This is a genomic window from Advenella sp. S44 (assembly GCF_002810445.1).
In the GTDB taxonomy this organism is placed as follows: Bacteria; Pseudomonadota; Gammaproteobacteria; order Burkholderiales; family Burkholderiaceae_B; genus Advenella.
Map to the genome: position 1 here is coordinate 158,896 of NZ_NEXS01000003.1, position 15,836 is coordinate 174,731.

General features: G+C 57.6%; 15 protein-coding genes. 5 read left to right on the plus strand and 10 right to left on the minus strand.

The genetic code is table 11. The features are described from left to right. On the plus strand, positions 1-843 hold the full coding sequence (gene metF / locus CAP48_RS04735) for a methylenetetrahydrofolate reductase [NAD(P)H] (RefSeq protein WP_100694880.1): 843 nt from the start codon (positions 1-3) through the stop codon (positions 841-843). Positions 844-846: 3 nt separating this feature from the next. Here metF and CAP48_RS04740 read toward each other — a convergent pair whose 3' ends face one another. Beyond that, entirely contained in the window at positions 847-1,476 is a 630-nt protein-coding gene (locus CAP48_RS04740; RefSeq protein WP_100694881.1) for a 5-formyltetrahydrofolate cyclo-ligase, read from the minus strand. A gap of 32 nt (positions 1,477-1,508) precedes the next feature. On the opposite strand from CAP48_RS04740, the gene CAP48_RS04745 reads away from it, so the two are divergent. Together CAP48_RS04745 and CAP48_RS04750 are read left to right on the plus strand one after the other, a co-directional pair. Then, positions 1,509-3,599: a lytic transglycosylase domain-containing protein gene (locus tag CAP48_RS04745; RefSeq protein ID WP_242444335.1), complete on the plus strand. Its 2,091-nt coding sequence runs from the start codon at positions 1,509-1,511 to the stop codon at positions 3,597-3,599. Further along, positions 3,599-4,768: a tRNA CCA-pyrophosphorylase gene (locus CAP48_RS04750; protein ID WP_100694883.1), complete on the plus strand. Its 1,170-nt coding sequence runs from the start codon at positions 3,599-3,601 to the stop codon at positions 4,766-4,768. Before CAP48_RS04745 ends, CAP48_RS04750 begins: the two co-directional genes overlap by 1 nt. Before the next feature lie 86 nt (positions 4,769-4,854). Here CAP48_RS04750 and CAP48_RS04755 read toward each other — a convergent pair whose 3' ends face one another. After that, a complete protein-coding gene (locus CAP48_RS04755) occupies positions 4,855-5,445 on the minus strand; it encodes a UbiX family flavin prenyltransferase (protein WP_100694884.1) in 591 nt (196 codons plus the stop codon). 394 nt (positions 5,446-5,839) lie between these two features. Here CAP48_RS04755 and CAP48_RS04760 point away from each other — a divergent pair, with 394 nt between their 5' ends. Further along, on the plus strand, positions 5,840-6,640 hold the full coding sequence (locus CAP48_RS04760; protein ID WP_161495199.1) for a TIGR02444 family protein: 801 nt from the start codon (positions 5,840-5,842) through the stop codon (positions 6,638-6,640). 158 nt (positions 6,641-6,798) lie between these two features. On the opposite strand, the gene CAP48_RS04765 is transcribed toward CAP48_RS04760, so the two are convergent. After that, a complete protein-coding gene (locus CAP48_RS04765) occupies positions 6,799-7,170 on the minus strand; it encodes a DUF4870 domain-containing protein (protein ID WP_100694886.1) in 372 nt (123 codons plus the stop codon). A 299-nt stretch (positions 7,171-7,469) separates the two neighbouring features. Here CAP48_RS04765 and CAP48_RS04770 point away from each other — a divergent pair, with 299 nt between their 5' ends. Further along, a complete protein-coding gene (locus tag CAP48_RS04770; RefSeq protein ID WP_100694887.1) occupies positions 7,470-7,739 on the plus strand; it encodes a hypothetical protein in 270 nt (89 codons plus the stop codon). An 87-nt stretch (positions 7,740-7,826) separates the two neighbouring features. Here the strand turns inward: CAP48_RS04770 and CAP48_RS04775 are convergent, their stop codons facing one another. The 7 genes from CAP48_RS04775 to CAP48_RS04810 form a co-directional block, all read right to left on the minus strand. After that, the gene (locus CAP48_RS04775) at positions 7,827-8,801 is read right to left on the minus strand and encodes a cation diffusion facilitator family transporter (RefSeq protein ID WP_242444336.1); all 975 of its coding nucleotides are present in this window, start codon (positions 8,799-8,801) and stop codon (positions 7,827-7,829) included. 452 nt (positions 8,802-9,253) lie between these two features. Continuing rightward, entirely contained in the window at positions 9,254-10,498 is a 1,245-nt protein-coding gene (locus CAP48_RS04780; protein ID WP_100694889.1) for a class I SAM-dependent methyltransferase, read from the minus strand. Between the two features lie 40 nt (positions 10,499-10,538). Next, positions 10,539-12,176 carry a DEAD/DEAH box helicase gene (locus CAP48_RS04785; RefSeq protein ID WP_100694890.1) on the minus strand — a complete coding sequence of 546 codons (1,638 nt, stop codon included), beginning with the start codon at positions 12,174-12,176 and terminating at the stop codon, positions 10,539-10,541. Between the two features lie 691 nt (positions 12,177-12,867). Beyond that, the gene (locus CAP48_RS04795; protein ID WP_100694892.1) at positions 12,868-13,404 is read right to left on the minus strand and encodes an HIT family protein; all 537 of its coding nucleotides are present in this window, start codon (positions 13,402-13,404) and stop codon (positions 12,868-12,870) included. A 34-nt stretch (positions 13,405-13,438) separates the two neighbouring features. Beyond that, entirely contained in the window at positions 13,439-14,233 is a 795-nt protein-coding gene (gene trpC / locus CAP48_RS04800) for an indole-3-glycerol phosphate synthase TrpC (RefSeq protein WP_100694893.1), read from the minus strand. Then, positions 14,230-15,261 (minus strand): anthranilate phosphoribosyltransferase, encoded by a 1,032-nt coding sequence (trpD, locus tag CAP48_RS04805; protein WP_100694894.1) that lies wholly within the window; start codon positions 15,259-15,261, stop codon positions 14,230-14,232. Before trpD ends, trpC begins: the two co-directional genes overlap by 4 nt. After that, a complete protein-coding gene (locus CAP48_RS04810; protein WP_100694895.1) occupies positions 15,258-15,827 on the minus strand; it encodes an aminodeoxychorismate/anthranilate synthase component II in 570 nt (189 codons plus the stop codon). Before CAP48_RS04810 ends, trpD begins: the two co-directional genes overlap by 4 nt. Positions 15,828-15,836: the final 9 nt, after the last annotated feature.

Below are 15,836 nucleotides of genomic sequence, written 5' to 3' on the forward strand. Positions count from 1 at the left end.
ATGAGTTCTTTTTCCGACGAGGCATTCAGCCTGGAGTTTTTCCCGCCGCGCGATCAGGTATCGCGTGAGCGGCTGGTGGGCACGGCCAAGCAGTTGATGGCCATGCATCCTCGTTATGTGAGTGTCACTTTCGGGGCGGGTGGCTCCACCCGGGACGGGACGGCAGAAACCGTATCCCTGTTCTCGCAACTGGGTTGCGAAGCTGCCCCGCATCTGTCGTGCATCGGCGCCAGCCGCGAATCGCTGGTGCAGTTGCTTGATCAGTACAAAGCCAAGGGCATTCGTCGTATTGTGGCTTTGCGCGGCGATCTGCCCTCGGGCATGGGCGGCAATGATTCTGATTTTCGATATGCGTCCGAGCTGGTCAAATTGATTCGCGAGCATTCAGGCGACTGGTTTCATGTCGAAGTGGCCGCGTATCCCGAAATGCACCCGCAGGCCGACAGTCCCGAACAGGACCTGGATAACTTCGTGACCAAGGTCAACGAAGGCGCAAACAGCGCCATTACGCAGTATTTCTTCAACGCAGATGCCTATTTTGACTTTGCAGACAGGGCGGTGCAGCGCGGCGTCAGTATTCCGATCGTGCCGGGCATTATGCCCATTACCAACCATACGCAATTGCTGCGATTTTCCCAAACTTGCGGCGCCGAGGTGCCGCGCTGGATCCGCCTGCGCCTGGCGCAATTTGGTGACGACAAGGCTTCTATCCGGGCTTTTGGCACCGAGGTGATCACGCAGCTTTGCCAGCGACTGATTGACGGGGGCGTGCCGGGTATTCATTTTTATACCTTGAATAACGCCGAGGCCACATTGTCAGTGTGGAAGAACCTGCGCTATTGATCGTCACGCATCGTTGCTTGCAGGCCGTTGCGGTATGATCCAGCCGCCCGGTGTCACAATGGCGTCCAGCGGCATATCGTGGGCAGCAGGCAGATACGCGGTATCAATCAGACCTTCATCCCAACCAATGCCCACACTCATCGCCTTGTGGCCTTGCTGCATTAGCGCATGCAGGGTACGGTCATAGTAACCTTTCCCATAGCCAAGCCGGTGGCCGTCGCGCGTATAGCCCAGGGTCGGCACTAAAATCAGGGAAGGCAGCGTAGCCGGCGTGCTCATTTGCGGTTCGGGTATGTTGAAGGCGCCGGCGCGCATGGGGGCGTCGGGCGACCAGCGATAAAAGTGCAGCGGCGCATCACGCTGTTCAATGACCGGCAGACTCACCTCGTGATCGAGCGCGTGCAAATCATGCAGCAGCGAAACCAGGTCCGGCTCGCCCCGTATGGGCCAGAAACCGGCAACCGAGCCGATGGCGCCATGTGCCGGTAACCGGCAATCTTGATGGCGGCCCTGCAGCCAGTCCAAAATATGCTGTTTTATTTGTACACTTAGCATCTGGCGACGCGAGTCGGAGATGGCCGAACGGGCCGCGAGCAGGGATTGACGTAAAGTCGGTGTATCGGCGGATGTCATGACCTGTGGCGATATAGAATGTGGTACAGAACATGACTATAACAGGACAGCATATGCAACAGCAGGCGCGAGCAGATAACGGATTTAACAAAGGCGTCGCAGGCAGGCTGCGCCGACGGTCGATGCAGGCCCTGTGGGGCATGCTCGGCTCGGGCATGCTGTTGGCTGGCTGCGCCGAATCCGTACAGAACACTGAGGCCGGCAGAACATCGCTTTCTGCGCAAAATTTGGCGGTTGCCTCCACTGCCGTTGTGTACGGTCAGGCGCCGCGCGCCGTGCCGCAAGCGGCCAGGGCGGCAGTGGTGTCCGCCAGACAGGCCATGCAGCGTCGCCAATGGGAGGCGCTGCCCAGCTTGGCGCAACAGGCCCGTGACGACCATGAACTTGGCAGCTATCCGATGTATTGGTATTTGCGCCAGATGCTGAGCGACCCCGCACAGCCGGTTCCGACACAGCAAATCTATACATTTTTACAGCAAAATAAGAACCCCTATCTGGAAAACCGCCTGAAATCGGACTGGATCCTGGCTTTGGCCAAGCGTGGAGATTTTGACACCATACGGCGCATTGGTACGGTGGCCAGCCGAACATCGCAGGTCGATTGCGCTATCCTGCACGCGCGTTTCCTGGGCAACGGACAGGTCTCGGCCGCACAGGCGCTTGATGTATTCCAACCGGGCGATGCCTGCTGGAATATGCTCCAGCAACTGACGACAGCCAAGGTCATCACTGGTGAGCACCTGGAGCCGTTGCTGCGCGACGCCGTCGAATATGACAGCAAGGTCACCGCCAGGCGTTATGCGGCGCTGGCGTTCTCGTCTGCGGGGCTGTCGTCCTATGATGCCCTGGTAGCCAATCCCATGGGCTGGCTGGCAACCCAGAGCGGCTCTGCGGATGGCGAACTGCAGCAGTTGCGAGCCCTCGCCTTCAGTCGTCTGGCCCGCCAGGACAGAGACGGCGGAGCGGCTTTTCTGCAGGCGCAAGGCAGTACATTGCTAAGCGAACGCAATCGTCAGTGGGCCTGGACGCAGTTCGGACTGATTGCGGCTCTGAACCTGGAGGCGCGTGCCGACCAATGGTATCGGATGGCTGGCGGCGGCTTTCGCCTGAGCGACTACAACCACGCCTGGCGCACTCGCATGGCGCTACGCCAGCCCACCATCGATTGGAAGTGGGTGGAGCAGACCATCCGAATGATGGGGCCAGAGCAACAGAAAGAACCGGTCTGGGTCTACTGGTATGGTCGAGCCCGCGCCGGCCAGGGTGACAAGGGCGGCTCGGCAAGTGCCTGGCAATCCATTTTGCATGATCATGGTTTTTACGGTCAGCTCGCGACCGAAGCGCTGGGGCAAAAAATTACCGTTCCGGCGCAGCCGGCAGAGCCGACCTCTGCTGAAATCAGTAAAGCGATGACGCACGAAGGCCTGCAGCGCGCTATTGCCCTGTTCCGACTCGGCTGGCGCCCGGAAGCGGTAGGCGAATGGAATTTTGCGATCCGCGGCATGAACGATAGAGAGTTGATGGCGGCGGCCGAATGGGCCTTGCGCGAGCAGGTCTATGATCGTGCCATCAATACCTCTATGCTGACCAAAAATGCTTTCAATTTCCGGCAGCGATACCTGGCGCCATTCGAAGGCCGCGTCAGCAAACAAGCGCGAGCGGTCGGCGTTGATCCTGCCTGGGTATATGGGCTGATCCGCCAGGAGTCGCGGTTTGTGACGGCAGCCCGCTCGTCGGTGGGCGCCGCCGGACTGATGCAGGTGATGCCCGGCACGGCGCGACTGGTGTCGCGCAAACTGGGGCTCAGTTATTCAGCGGCCAGCGCCAATGATTTTGATACCAACACGTTGCTGGGCACGTCTTATCTGAAAATGACTCTGGACGATTTGAACGGCTCTGAGGTTTTGGCTACTGCCGGTTATAACGCGGGACCGAACCGGGCCAGGCGCTGGCGCGACTCGCTGAGCCAGCCACTGGAAGGCGCAATTTTCGCCGAAACCATTCCCTTTACCGAAACCCGCCTGTATGTCAAACATGTCTTGTCCAATGCCACCTGGTATGACGCCCGCTTCAGCGGACGGCCTCAATCGATTGTCGAACGGCTCGGACAGGTGAGGCCCTGATGGCAGTCACAGACGGGCTTGATGTTTATGTCGTAGGTGGCGCGGTCCGTGACGAGCTGCTGGGGCTGCCACAAGGGGACCGCGACTGGGTCGTGGTGGGAGCCAGTCCCCAGGAAATGGTTCGGCGCGGCTTTCAGCCCGTAGGCGGTGATTTTCCGGTGTTTTTGCATCCGCAAACCAAAGAGGAATACGCCCTGGCGCGTACCGAAAGAAAAGCGGGACGCGGCTACAAAGGCTTTACCTTCCATACGGGTCCCGACGTGACGCTGGAAGAGGATTTGAAGCGCCGTGACCTGACCATCAATGCCATGGCGCGCCGGGCCGATGGTACGCTGGTCGATCCCTTGCGAGGTCGTGATGATCTTGAACGACGGGTATTTCGGCATGCCAGCGATGCGTTTGCGGAAGATCCCGTGCGCATACTGCGTCTGGCGCGTTTTGCTGCACGCTTCACTGACTTTACCTTGGCCGGCGACACCCTGCAGTTGTGTCGCGAGATGGTGCGCAATGGCGAGGTCAACGCCCTGGTGCCCGAGCGGGTTTGGAAAGAGGTCTCGCGCGGGCTCATGAACGAAAAGCCATCGCGCATGTTTGTTGTTTTGCAGGACACCAACGCGCTCGCTGTCGTGATGCCGCAACTGCAATGGAATACAGAAGTGGCGCAATCGACCGATTTGTCGGCCGCCAGGATTCTGTCTTTACCTTCGCGCTACGCAGCATCGCTCTCGCAAACGCAGGAACATGCCGCCCTGAGTACGCACCTTAAAGTGCCTGCCGAGTGCGCCGACTACGCGCGCTTGACGCAGGTGCTCTCTGCGCGCTTTGATATGCTGCCACTGCCGCCTAGTCCCACTGCGCAGGCGTATTTGTCCAGCCGGGCGCAATATGTGCTGGAAACACTAGAAGTCACCGACAGTTTGCGCAAGCCGGCAAGATTTCGCGATCTGCTCGAAGTTGTATTGTGTACGCGCCAGTCGGCGGCAGAAAACCTGCAGGCGGAAATTACGCGGATTGAATCGTGGACCGGAATTCTGGGCTGTTATTTGCAGGTGGACGCCGGTGCTGTCGCCCGGCAGCCTGGATTGGCGCCCCATGCCATCAAAGCGGCGGTTCGCGATGCCAGATTACAGGCCGTTGTGGCGTGCCTGGAAAAAATGACACCGCGCTAAGTTGGGCACCTGGCCCGCAGGCGATAGCAGCGGTTGCGACAAGCGCAGCTGCTACGTTTCTGGCGGCGCCCATTGCAGTGGCGACGTCAGGGCGTATTCATGCCTTCCCAGCGGGTGACCGAACCGGTATCGATGTCAAACAAATCCAGCGCCCGGCCGACACTATGGTCTACCATGGCTTGAAGGCTGTCGGGTCGTGCATAGAAGGCAGGGACCGGTGGCATGACAATGGCGCCCATTTCGGTGACGGCAACCATGCTACGCAAATGTCCCAGGTGCAGCGGCGTTTCGCGAACCATCAGCACCAGCTTGCGTCGTTCCTTGAGTACGACATCGGCGGCTCGGGTAAGCAGCGACGAGGTGACGCCGCTGGCGATCTCCGAAAGCGTTCGGATAGAACAGGGCGCGATTAACATACCGCTGGTTTTGAAAGAACCGCTGGAAATGGCGGCTCCCACATCCTGAATGGCATGCACGACCGTGGCCCGGTCAGCCAGATCGCCGGGATGCATCTGCAGTTCCTGGGACAGGGTCAGGCTGGCCGAGCGGCTCATGACCAAATGGGTTTCAAAGCCGGCCCGATGGAGCAGCTCAAGCGCGCGCACGCCATAGATAGCGCCAGAGGCGCCGGTAATGCCGACAATAATACGCGCTGGCGCAGTAGCGGAGGTTGCCATAAAAAACTGCGGTTCCGGTAAGAATAGGGACGGGCTGATATTGGGCATTAACGGTTAAAGCCCGGTTGCGAAAGGGTATTATACCCGCTGGAGCACAGGCCGTTTTAATAAGCGCGCCCGCGCGACGTCGCGATCTGCGATCAGGCTGACGTCCGGGGCTGGCCGCGCCGGCATCGGCGAGGCGTGGCGGCACCAACTGCGGTCAACGCCGAAAAATGGCCTGCGGGGTATACGACAGCGCCGATGGACGCTGGTGCAGCAAGGGGCCGATCGTCGCCTTCTGGGCTGTATGTTGTTTGGTGCCGTGCGTGGCGCAGCCAGCAGGTGGCGCCATAAAGCTGCGTTGGCGGTGTCGATAAGCAAGGCGCCGGCAGACGAGAGAAGGGAGATAAGAATGAGTCAGAATACAAGTGCAGCGGATTACTGGCAATTTTCGCTGGCTGTCTATGGGCAACAGGGCGTGGCCGCGCATTGTCTGCAGTTGCAGCGCAGACTGGGGCTGGACGTCAATGTCCTGTTACTGATGCTGTGGGCAGCAGGACAGTGGGGTCGTGCGCCCACAGCAGAACAGATCGCCGATGCCGATAGCAGCATTAGCCAGTGGCGTCAGCAGATCGTGCTACCCCTGCGCCAGTTGCGCACACGACTCAAACACGGCCCGTCGCCGGCACCGGACATCATGACAGATGAGTTACGACAGGATATCAAGCGATTGGAGCTGAATGCCGAACGCATAGAGCAGGATGTGCTGGCGCAATGGGTGAAGCAGCAATCGGTCGTCATAGGTGAGCAGAAGGCAGATGAGCACGGGATTGCGCTGGCGACGGCAGGGCTAGAGGCATCGCCAGACGCAGAGTCAGCCGCGTTGCAAAATGCAAAGCCAGATGCGTCACAAAGCATACAGTCAGCCGCCTCGCCAAGCGCCCAGTCAGTTGCGTCGGCCGCCAGCCGGCCGCATAATAACGGATCAGACCATCAGCCGGGTTCGCCAGCGCCATTGGCCGATACGACAGAAAATGCCCACCGGCTGGCGGTGCTGGAACAGACAGCGGTCAGGGTGGTGGCGCACTACGAAGCGCAGTGCGCGCAGTCTGCCGCCGAAGGCGTTGAGGACGCCGAAGAGACACCGGACCCATGGCTGGCATTGCAGCACGCCCATCAGATCGTGCTGGCCGCAGCCGGTGTGCTACATTGACAACGATGGTGACTTGTACAAGGCATACGTGCGGCAGGCCCGTTCCATCCATGTCCATGTGATGGTGAAAACGGGGGTAATAAAGCCGCTGCCGGCAGCAGTGCTGCGGATGCATCGCTGCTGCTGCCGACCCTGAGCCGCTGGTTGCAATGGCCGGGTCAGAACCAGGAGGTGGTTGACACGCCCTGGCCGTCATTTAGTCGAATCGCGCCCATGACAATGCGATAGATATACCACACCCAAATCGCAATAAGCACGACCCAGCCGATCAGAATAATCATTAGCAAAAAGCCGACAATCACGCCAAGCAGCGCGATCCAGAAGGTGCGGATCAGATATTGCAGATGGTCGGCATAAACGCTATTGGCGAACTCGCCCCGCTTGGCGTAGGCCATGATGACGCCAACCACGGTAAACAGCCCGGTAAACAGCCCCAATGCATACATGGCATAGGTTATCCAGGTGAAATTGCGGGCGGTATTATCCGGTGTGGGAACCGGAGCCTGGCTCTGGCTGGTTTCTTCGTTCATAACAGTGTCTTCCTTTAGGTTCTGTCGTGACAACTACTTTAACCCGGTTTACAGCTCTACCAAATTGATATTGTATTTCAATAACATTCAGCACATCCGCATTCCGGAATGAACTGTTTGCACAGTCATAAGGGATGCTGTAGACTCTGCGCGGCGATGCTGTCGATCACGTTGATTGCGTTAATACGATGACTACGACGAATAAGCTGAATAAATCAATAAACTGAATTATCGAATAAATCCGCTTGCGGCATGGCTGCATTGCTGTCTATTCCACTCTTACACTATGGACTATAACAATGAAAAAGACGGACCTTGAAAAAGCCAAAGCGCTTAAAACAGTGGGAAAAATGAAACAGGAAGGTGCGCCGGGTCGCTTTGGGGCCGCTGCCGATGTCTCAGCCGATCGTCGTGCCAAGCGCAAGCTGGATCAGGCACAGGGGCTGGTGTCCTTCCCCGTGAAACTGAAGCAGGAAGTGATCGCGCAAATTCGCGCGCGGGCTGCGCAGGATGGTGTCAGCGCCAACGACATTATCGGTCAGTTGCTTGAGCGCGCGCTCAAGGGCTAATGGCGGCTGGGATCGCAATGCGTCGCACTATAACGCATGTCATAGGCCACGCTGAGCCGCGGCTCAGCAATGTGATGCCCGCTGTACTCACGGTTCGATATAACCGGGGTCATCTTGCGGGCGCAATCGATCGTAGTGTTCATGCGATTGCGGCTTGATAAACAGCGTTGCGACTTCCGGATGGCCATTGCGGATCTTGTTTTCAAGTGCAATCACAATCGCTTCGAGCTCGGGCACGCGCAGCGAATCGTCAAATTCGAGGCTCATTGCAACCGTGATTTGCTGCGGCGCAGTCTGCACGGTAATCAGGCCATTGACTTGCGATACGCCAACCGTGCCTTGTGCCAGCGTCACAATGGAATCGCGAATTTTCGCGCTGGCCGCTTCACCGATCAGCAGCCCCTTGGTTTCGCGGGCCACCAATAGCGCGGTCAGGGCCAGTGTGATGCCGATCAGTATCGAGGCAACACCGTCGAGTGCCGGCATATCCAGCGCCACAGACAGATACACGCCGACAAAGGCAATGAGCAGGCCGAGCATGGCTGCGGAGTCTTCCAGCAAGACGATAAAAGTGGGCGGGTCCTTGCTATGTATGATCATACGAAAAAGCGCGGAGTAAGGGCGGTTTCCCCTGAACTTTTTCAAAGTGAAGGCCCAGGAGAAGCCCTCGAACAGGAAGGCCAGCGCCAGAACGATATAGGTGACATGGGGCGATTCTACGGGCCGTGGTTCGCGGATGTGAACGATGCCTTCATACACCGAGACGCCCGCGCCGAAGGTAAGGATCAGCAGCCCGACGACGAAACTCCAGAAGTAGACCTCGCGTCCATAGCCGATGGGATGATCCTTGTCGGGCAGATTGCGGCTGCGATGTACGCCATACAGCAGCAGGATTTCATTGGTGCAATCGACCACTGAATGCACGCCTTCGCTGAGCATAGCAGAACTGCCGGTAATGGCAGCGGCGACAAACTTGCTGATAGCCACCAAAATATTGCCGGCCAAGGCAACATAAATGACCATATTCGATGCGTGATCGGTTTGCGGCGTGCTTCGGGTCAACGGCAGTTCCCCCGTCGTGCTGCGAGTTGTCGGTTCGCTGGTGCGATGATGTGATGAGAAATCAGTTGATACTATACCACTTGCGCATAGTGGGCCTGTATCATGGCCTTTCACTCGGCGCGTTTTCGGCACCGATGCAAGGCCTCAACTTCTAGCTCGGCTCTCGGCGCCCAATTCAAAGTTTTCGGCTCCGCGCTCCTGATCCAACGGGCATGGCTGTCGACTTCCAACTCTCGGTGTGAGAATCGCTCTGATCGCTTGGCGGTTCAGCCACCGCGCGGCATTGAATGCGAAAAGAAGCCGCCGTGCTTTCATTACCAAGCACGACCAAGCACGAACAGTCACACACATTAAATCCATCACATCAGTCACAAGCAGTCGCCGCCAATCGCTATCCTGTCGCTCCCAAGATGGGTAGTAATGTACTGGGTCGGACCAAAGGGGAGGCGGCGTTACAGTCGGTGGCGACGATCACCCGTGGCAAATCCGACCAGGTCCATATCCGCATTCTTGCCGATGGCCAGAACCTTGAAGAGTTCTCCCATCTCCGCCTCGGACAGCAATTTTTGCACCGGACCGATTTCACGCGCATAGCGCACTGTGTCTTCGGGATCCAGGCTGGTCAGTATCTGCAGCAGGTCGCAATTGAGCAGAAAACGCGCTTGCGAGGTATAGCCCAGCACATCCAGGCCGCCGGCCAGCGCGGCATCGGCCATGGCGGTGAAGTCTACGTGTGCCGTAATGTCCTGTATGCCCGGAAAGAGCAGGACCTGGCTGTGCGCATGATGCAGCAGGTGGCACATGAGCGTGCCCTGGCTGCGTTGTGGATGATAGTACTCATGTCCGGGGAAACCGTAGTCGATCAGCAGGGCGACACCTTGTTTCAGCCACTGTCCCATGCCGGTTACCCATGACTCGCCTTGCAAATTGATTTCGGAGCGATAGCCCGGCAGCGCAGGCATGCGGGCGCGAACTGCCCGGTCCAGCACGGCATTGGCCGGAACGCGCACGAAATCAAAATGCGGCGAGCTCTGGTTGTCTGGGGCTGTCTGCGCGGTGGGCGCCGGCGTTCGCTGCGGTTGTTTGTTGACGACATGCAGCTCATAAATTTGCTCGTCTTGGCCCCATTCGAATAGTGAAACGGGCATGGCATCGAGCACTTCATTGGCAATAACGCAGCCGGTAAAGCCCGAAGGCAGGCTGCGCAGCCACTGCACGCTATCTCCGAAAGGGGCAAGGCGTTGCTGTTGCCGCTGTGTCAGGTCCGGAGAAATATCAAGAATGTAATATCGAAGTTCTGGAAAATCGGGTAGCAGCGCCTGCAGCAAGTGCTCGGCAAGAGCGCCGGAGCCGGCACCAAATTCCAGAATGTGAGGGGTGCCAAGATGGGCAAGAATGGGGCTGACCTGCCGGGCCAGGCTGCGGCCAAACCATGGCGTCAGCTCAGGTGCTGTGACAAAATCGCCTTGCAGTGCTGAGCCTGCGGCGGCAGTCGTATCGCCAAATTTGAGAGGTGCGCCGGCGTAATAGCCGGTCTGTGGATCGTACAGCGCGGTATGCATCCAGCGCGCAAAAGGCAGCCCATGAGGGCCGCCTTCATTGATAAGCCCGGCAAGTTTGTGCCGGGCGTTTTCGCTATAGCGCTGCGCTGCTTCCTGGATTTGGGGCAGCGCAGGTCCGCTTGGGTCTGCGCGCATATCTTTCCAACGTGACTTCGGGAAAGATCATTATAAAGGCTTACGCCCAGGCGCGTGTCGAACTCGGTTTCTTTTTGCTGCGAGCAAAACCAGGTTTGTCTGAGCGTGCTGCGCGATCACCACCGAAGCCGCCGTCGGAACGGGTGCTAGGGCGAGGCTTGCGGGCCGGCGCAGGAGCGAACTCGGTGCGTGGCTTGCGCGTTGCCGGTGCTGCATCGGCTTTGACAAAACCGCTTTTTTCGGTACGTGGACGATCAGATGAAAACGGATTGCGCGACAGCGAAGTGGCTGCGCGGTCAATCAGTGATTCACGAGGTGCGTCATAGCTGCGTGCCGGACGAGCGCGTTCGGAGCGTCCCTCGGCAGAGCGTGAATCTTCACGGGCGCCGTAGGAAGGGGCGCTGCCGCCTTTACGATGGCCAAACCCTGTGCGGGCGTGATCTTTCTCGCGCGAACCGCCACCTGGACGACCTTGACGCGAACCGTTAGGCTTGCCGCTGCGACCTTTGCCGCCGGCGCCGCGACCACTCTCGGCCGATTTGACCGGTTCCAGACCAGCAATGACCTCGGCAGGCATAGGCTGACCGGTGAACTGTTCGATACGGCGGATTTTATGACGTTCGCCATGGGTTGCCAGGGTAAATGCCTGACCGTTGCGACCGGCGCGGCCGGTACGGCCGATACGGTGAACGTAGTCTTCAGCCTGCATGGGCAGGTCGAAATTGATAGCATGGCTGATGCCTTGCACGTCGATGCCGCGGGCGGCAACGTCGGTTGCAACCAGCACGCGCAGGCGACCTTTCTGCAGCATACCCAATGTGCGTGTACGCTGGCGCTGGTTCATATCGCCATGCAGCGCTGAAGCGGCAAAGCCTTCATCTTCCAGGCGTTCGGCCAGTGCGTCGGCACCCCGTTTGGTTGATGTAAAGACAATGGCTTGATCCATGGAGGCATCACGCAGTAAATGACCCAGCAGGCGCAGCTTGTGGCCGCTGTCGTCTGCATACAGCAGAGTCTGGGTAATGTTGGCGTGTTTCTGTTTCTGTCCGGCAATATCGATGCGCAGCGGATTGTTCAGCATATCAGCCGCCAGGCGGGCCACGGTGCCTTCAAACGTAGCGGAGAACATCAGTGTCTGACGATCATTCGGTGTCTGGGCAACAATGCTCTCGATATCTTCGATAAAGCCCATGTCCAGCATGCGGTCGGCTTCGTCCAGCACCAGGGTGTGAACGCGCGACAGGTTGACACGACGTGCATTCAGGTGATCGATAAGACGGCCGGGAGTCGCGACCAGTACGTCGACCCGACGCGACAGGGCTTTGATTTGCGCTCCATAAGGCATGCCGCCGACCACAGTGGCGATACGCAAATCGTCGATGCCGTTGCCATATGCCTTGGTGGCTTCTGCAACCTGCAGGGCCAGTTCACGGGTAGGAGTCAGGACCAGTACCTGCACGCCAACGCCTTTGTTGCCAGGCATGCCGGCAATGCGGTGTAATGAGGGCAGCATGAACGCTGCGGTTTTGCCACTGCCGGTTTGAGCAGAGACAATCAGATCCTTGCCTTCGAGGGCTTTGGGGATCGCTTCGGACTGGACGGGCGTAGGCTGTGTGAAGCCGGCCTTGTTCAGGGCAGCAAGTAGAATGGGTGAAAGACCCAGAGTATCAAATGACATTTGTAATCCTAAGTAGGTGTCAGGCAAGGCCTGTTCATCAGGAGTGCAGAAGGCCATTGGTTCCGGTTGTGATGCTGGGCGATTGCATAAAAAACCCAGGCCGCGCGATGGAGATGACCATCGGCAAACAGGACAAAACGACAATTCTGTCACGCAGCAAAGTCTTGCTGATATGCACAATGCATACCTGCACTTTACTGATCAGGATGAACAAACGAATGGGAAATAGCCAGACGAATCGTTGATCGGAGCATCGAGCCGACCGGATCAACCGTTGCATGACAGAGGAAATACGCATGCGGGTCTGGAGGTAGGAGCGATGATGGCTTTTGATTAATAAGCCAGGCAGCAAAAATAAATAGTTCTTGCTGCAAAGAATATGATTATATAAGTGTTTTCCCTAGAAAGCAAGCATTATTATTGCAATATCCAGCGGGTCGTGGTGCACACGGGTAAAAGACTGCCGCGCCGGGTCTGTTATCGCCGGTCTATTATTGAAGGCTGGCAAACCAGTAAAACAGAACAAAATCAATACGCCGGCAAGTCAGCATACCGGTAAACCGCTAAGCAGTCAGAACGCCAGTAAGCGCGTGAGACCGTAAGACAAGCAAGCGAGTAGGCCAACACGCCCACCTCTGCCTCAGCGTCAGCTAAGCCCCCGCCCCAGCCTCGGCTGGTTCTGCGTCAGACGTCAGGAATCGATAATTTGCTGCAGCGTTTGTTCGAAAAGGGTTTGCTGTGGCAGGGTTTGGTCAGGGTGATCAAAGAGCGCAGTAAACGACTGGGTGATGTCCCGGTGGTAGGCCTTGACATGCTGGCTGGTTTGCGCGCTGCGGCTTGGGACCGGTTGCAGCTCGTGGCTATCGGACACGCCGGCCGGCTCGCGTGGGACGCCCCAGATCGGGTTAGGGAAGTGTTTATCGTCGGCAAAGCGAGCAATGATGTGCCAATGGACATGCGGCACCATGTTGCCCAATTGGGCCAGATTGATTTTGTCGGGTTGAAAATGACGACGTTGCAGCGCTTCAACCAGATAGACCGCGCTCATCAGGCTGCTGCGTTCGGTCTGATTCAGGTCTGTCATTTCCTGCGCATGGCGGTTCAGGATCACCCGGGTAAAGGCCGGATAATCGGCCTGCTGCGCATCGACGACCCGCAAAAAGGCGTTGCGAAACAGCACGGCGCCCCCATCGCTGTTACATAGCGGACAATCGGTATGGGCGGTCATGACAAGGGCTCTCCTGAATATACTGTGTGGCGGTTTAGTGATTCACAAGGAATGACGCGAGCGTCATGCCAGGATCGGTTTCCCGCATGAATGCTTCGCCTATCAGAAAGCCATAAACCCCACTGTCCTGCATGCGACGCACGTCGTCCGGCGAGTGGATGCCACTTTCCGTAATTACGAAATGGCCCTCGGGAATATGGGCAAGCAGATCCAGTGTGGTCTGCAGGGTTGTCTCGAAGGTTCGCAGATTGCGGTTATTGATGCCGATGAGTGACGATTTCATGTCAAGTGCAATATCCAGCTCGGCCCGGTCGTGCACTTCAATCAGGACGTCCATGTCCAGTTCCTGCGCCACGGCTTCCATTTCCTTGAGCTGGTCGGCGGGCAGGGCGGCAACGATCAGCAGGATGCAGTCAGCGCCCAGCGCACGGGCATTGATGACCTGATAAGGGTCGATCATGAAGTCTTTGCGCAGCACTGGTAGCGGGCAGGCGGCGCGTGCCTGGCGCAGATAGTCGCTGGATCCCTGGAAAAACTGCACATCGGTAAGCACAGACAGGCAGGTGGCGCCATGGGCGGCATAGGTATGGGCAATTTCGGCCGCGTTGAAATTGGGTCGGATCACGCCTTTTGATGGCGAGGCTTTTTTGACTTCAGCAATCACGGCGGTTTTCTGTTGTTTGATTTTTTCACGCAACGCATTGGCAAAACCGCGAACATCCTTGCGAGCCTGGGCTTCGCGCAGCAAATCGGCCTCGCTGCGGAACTGGCGTTGCATGGCGACTTCTTCTTTTTTTACATTGAGAATTTGTTCGAGAATATCGTTCATGATGTGAACTTCCTGGTATAGGCACGGAATGTTTCTAATTTATCACGAGCAGCGCCGGATTTGATCAGTTCGCGTGCTTTATTGATCCCATCCTGTATGGTGGCAGCCTGATTGCCGGCGTAGAGGGCCAGACCGGCATTGAGCACGACGATGTCACGGGCCGTGCCCGCATCATTGTTCAATGCACTCATGACCAGGTCGCGTGACTCTTCCTTGTTGCTGACCGTAATGCTGCGAGTGGAGACCATTTGCATGTTGAAATCTTCCGGATGGATTTCGTATTCGGTCACTTTGCCATTCTTGAGTTCGCCAACCATTGTTGCGGCGCCCAGCGAGGCTTCGTCCAGATTATCTTTGCCATGAACGATCAGCACATGTTTGGAGCCCAGTTGCTGCAGTACGCGGACCTGGATGCCGACCAGGTCCGGATGAAACACGCCCATGAGCTGGTTGCCGGCACCGGCCGGGTTGGTTAGCGGTCCCAGTATATTGAAGATGGTTCGCACAGCGAGCATCTTGCGTATTTCCCCCACGTTTTTTATGCTGCCGTGGTGCGCCGGTGCATACATGAAGCCGATGCCGGTTTGTTCTACGCATTCGGCAACCTGCTCGGGCGTCAGGGCCAGATTGATACCCAGCGCTTCCAGTACATCAGCGCTGCCTGAAGACGATGATGAACTGCGATTGCCGTGCTTGGCAATACGCACGCCGCCGGCAGCGGCAACGAACATGGCCGTGGTGGAAATGTTGAAAGTGTGGCTGGCGTCGCCGCCGGTGCCGCACATATCGAGCAGGTCGTCGGGGTCGCTGATCTTGACCGGAGTGGCAAATTCCCGCATCACGGTAGCGGCCGCGGTAATTTCGCCGACGGTTTCTTTTTTGACGCGCAACCCCATGAGCAGGGCGCTGGCAATCGGCAACGGCACTTCGCCGCGCATCAGCTGGCGCATCAGGTACAGCATTTCGTCATGGAAAATTTCGCGATGTTCAATGCAGCGCGTGAGCGCGTCTGTGTAGGAAATGCTCATGGGTGGATGTCCAGAAAGTTTTGCAACAGGGCATGGCCATGTTCGCTAAGGATAGATTCGGGGTGGTACTGCACACCATAAACCGGCAGGGAGGTATGCTCCACGGCCATGATTTCTCCATCGGCCGTTTCAGCCGTAATGCGCAGGCATTCGGGCAGAGAGTGACGTTCGATCGCCAGCGAATGATAGCGGATCACGGTATGCGGTGAAGGAATGCCGCGAAACAGCGCAGATCCGTCGTGGGTAATTTCCGATGTCTTGCCGTGCATGATTTGCTTGGCGCGGATGATGTTTCCGCCAAAAGCCACGCCAATGGATTGGTGGCCCAGGCATACGCCCAGCACCGGTATTTTGCCGGCAAAGTGTTTGATCAGTTCAACTGATATGCCTGCTTGTGCTGGCGAGCAAGGTCCCGGAGAGACGCAAAGACGTTCGGGGTTGAGCGCGGCAATCTCATCGACTGTCATTTGGTCATTACGCACCACGTGGACGTCCTGTCCCAGTTCGCCAAAATATTGCACCAGATTATAGGTAAACGAATCGTAATTATCGAGCATGAGCAGCATGACAGTTCC

Bases quoted from the DNA above. Each gene is read 5' to 3' on its own strand.
- metF (WP_100694880.1), top strand. From the start codon at position 1: ATGAGTTCTTTTTCCGACGAGGCATTCAGCCTGGAGTTTTTCCCGCCG.
- CAP48_RS04740 (WP_100694881.1), bottom strand. From the start codon at position 1,476: ATGACATCCGCCGATACACCGACTTTACGTCAATCCCTGCTCGCGGCC.
- CAP48_RS04745 (WP_242444335.1), top strand. From the start codon at position 1,509: ATGACTATAACAGGACAGCATATGCAACAGCAGGCGCGAGCAGATAAC.
- CAP48_RS04750 (WP_100694883.1), top strand. From the start codon at position 3,599: ATGGCAGTCACAGACGGGCTTGATGTTTATGTCGTAGGTGGCGCGGTC.
- CAP48_RS04755 (WP_100694884.1), bottom strand. From the start codon at position 5,445: ATGGCAACCTCCGCTACTGCGCCAGCGCGTATTATTGTCGGCATTACC.
- CAP48_RS04760 (WP_161495199.1), top strand. From the start codon at position 5,840: ATGAGTCAGAATACAAGTGCAGCGGATTACTGGCAATTTTCGCTGGCT.
- CAP48_RS04765 (WP_100694886.1), bottom strand. From the start codon at position 7,170: ATGAACGAAGAAACCAGCCAGAGCCAGGCTCCGGTTCCCACACCGGAT.
- CAP48_RS04770 (WP_100694887.1), top strand. From the start codon at position 7,470: ATGAAAAAGACGGACCTTGAAAAAGCCAAAGCGCTTAAAACAGTGGGA.
- CAP48_RS04780 (WP_100694889.1), bottom strand. From the start codon at position 10,498: ATGCGCGCAGACCCAAGCGGACCTGCGCTGCCCCAAATCCAGGAAGCA.
- CAP48_RS04785 (WP_100694890.1), bottom strand. From the start codon at position 12,176: ATGTCATTTGATACTCTGGGTCTTTCACCCATTCTACTTGCTGCCCTG.
- CAP48_RS04795 (WP_100694892.1), bottom strand. From the start codon at position 13,404: ATGACCGCCCATACCGATTGTCCGCTATGTAACAGCGATGGGGGCGCC.
- trpC (WP_100694893.1), bottom strand. From the start codon at position 14,233: ATGAACGATATTCTCGAACAAATTCTCAATGTAAAAAAAGAAGAAGTC.
- trpD (WP_100694894.1), bottom strand. From the start codon at position 15,261: ATGAGCATTTCCTACACAGACGCGCTCACGCGCTGCATTGAACATCGC.
- CAP48_RS04810 (WP_100694895.1), bottom strand. From the start codon at position 15,827: ATGCTGCTCATGCTCGATAATTACGATTCGTTTACCTATAATCTGGTG.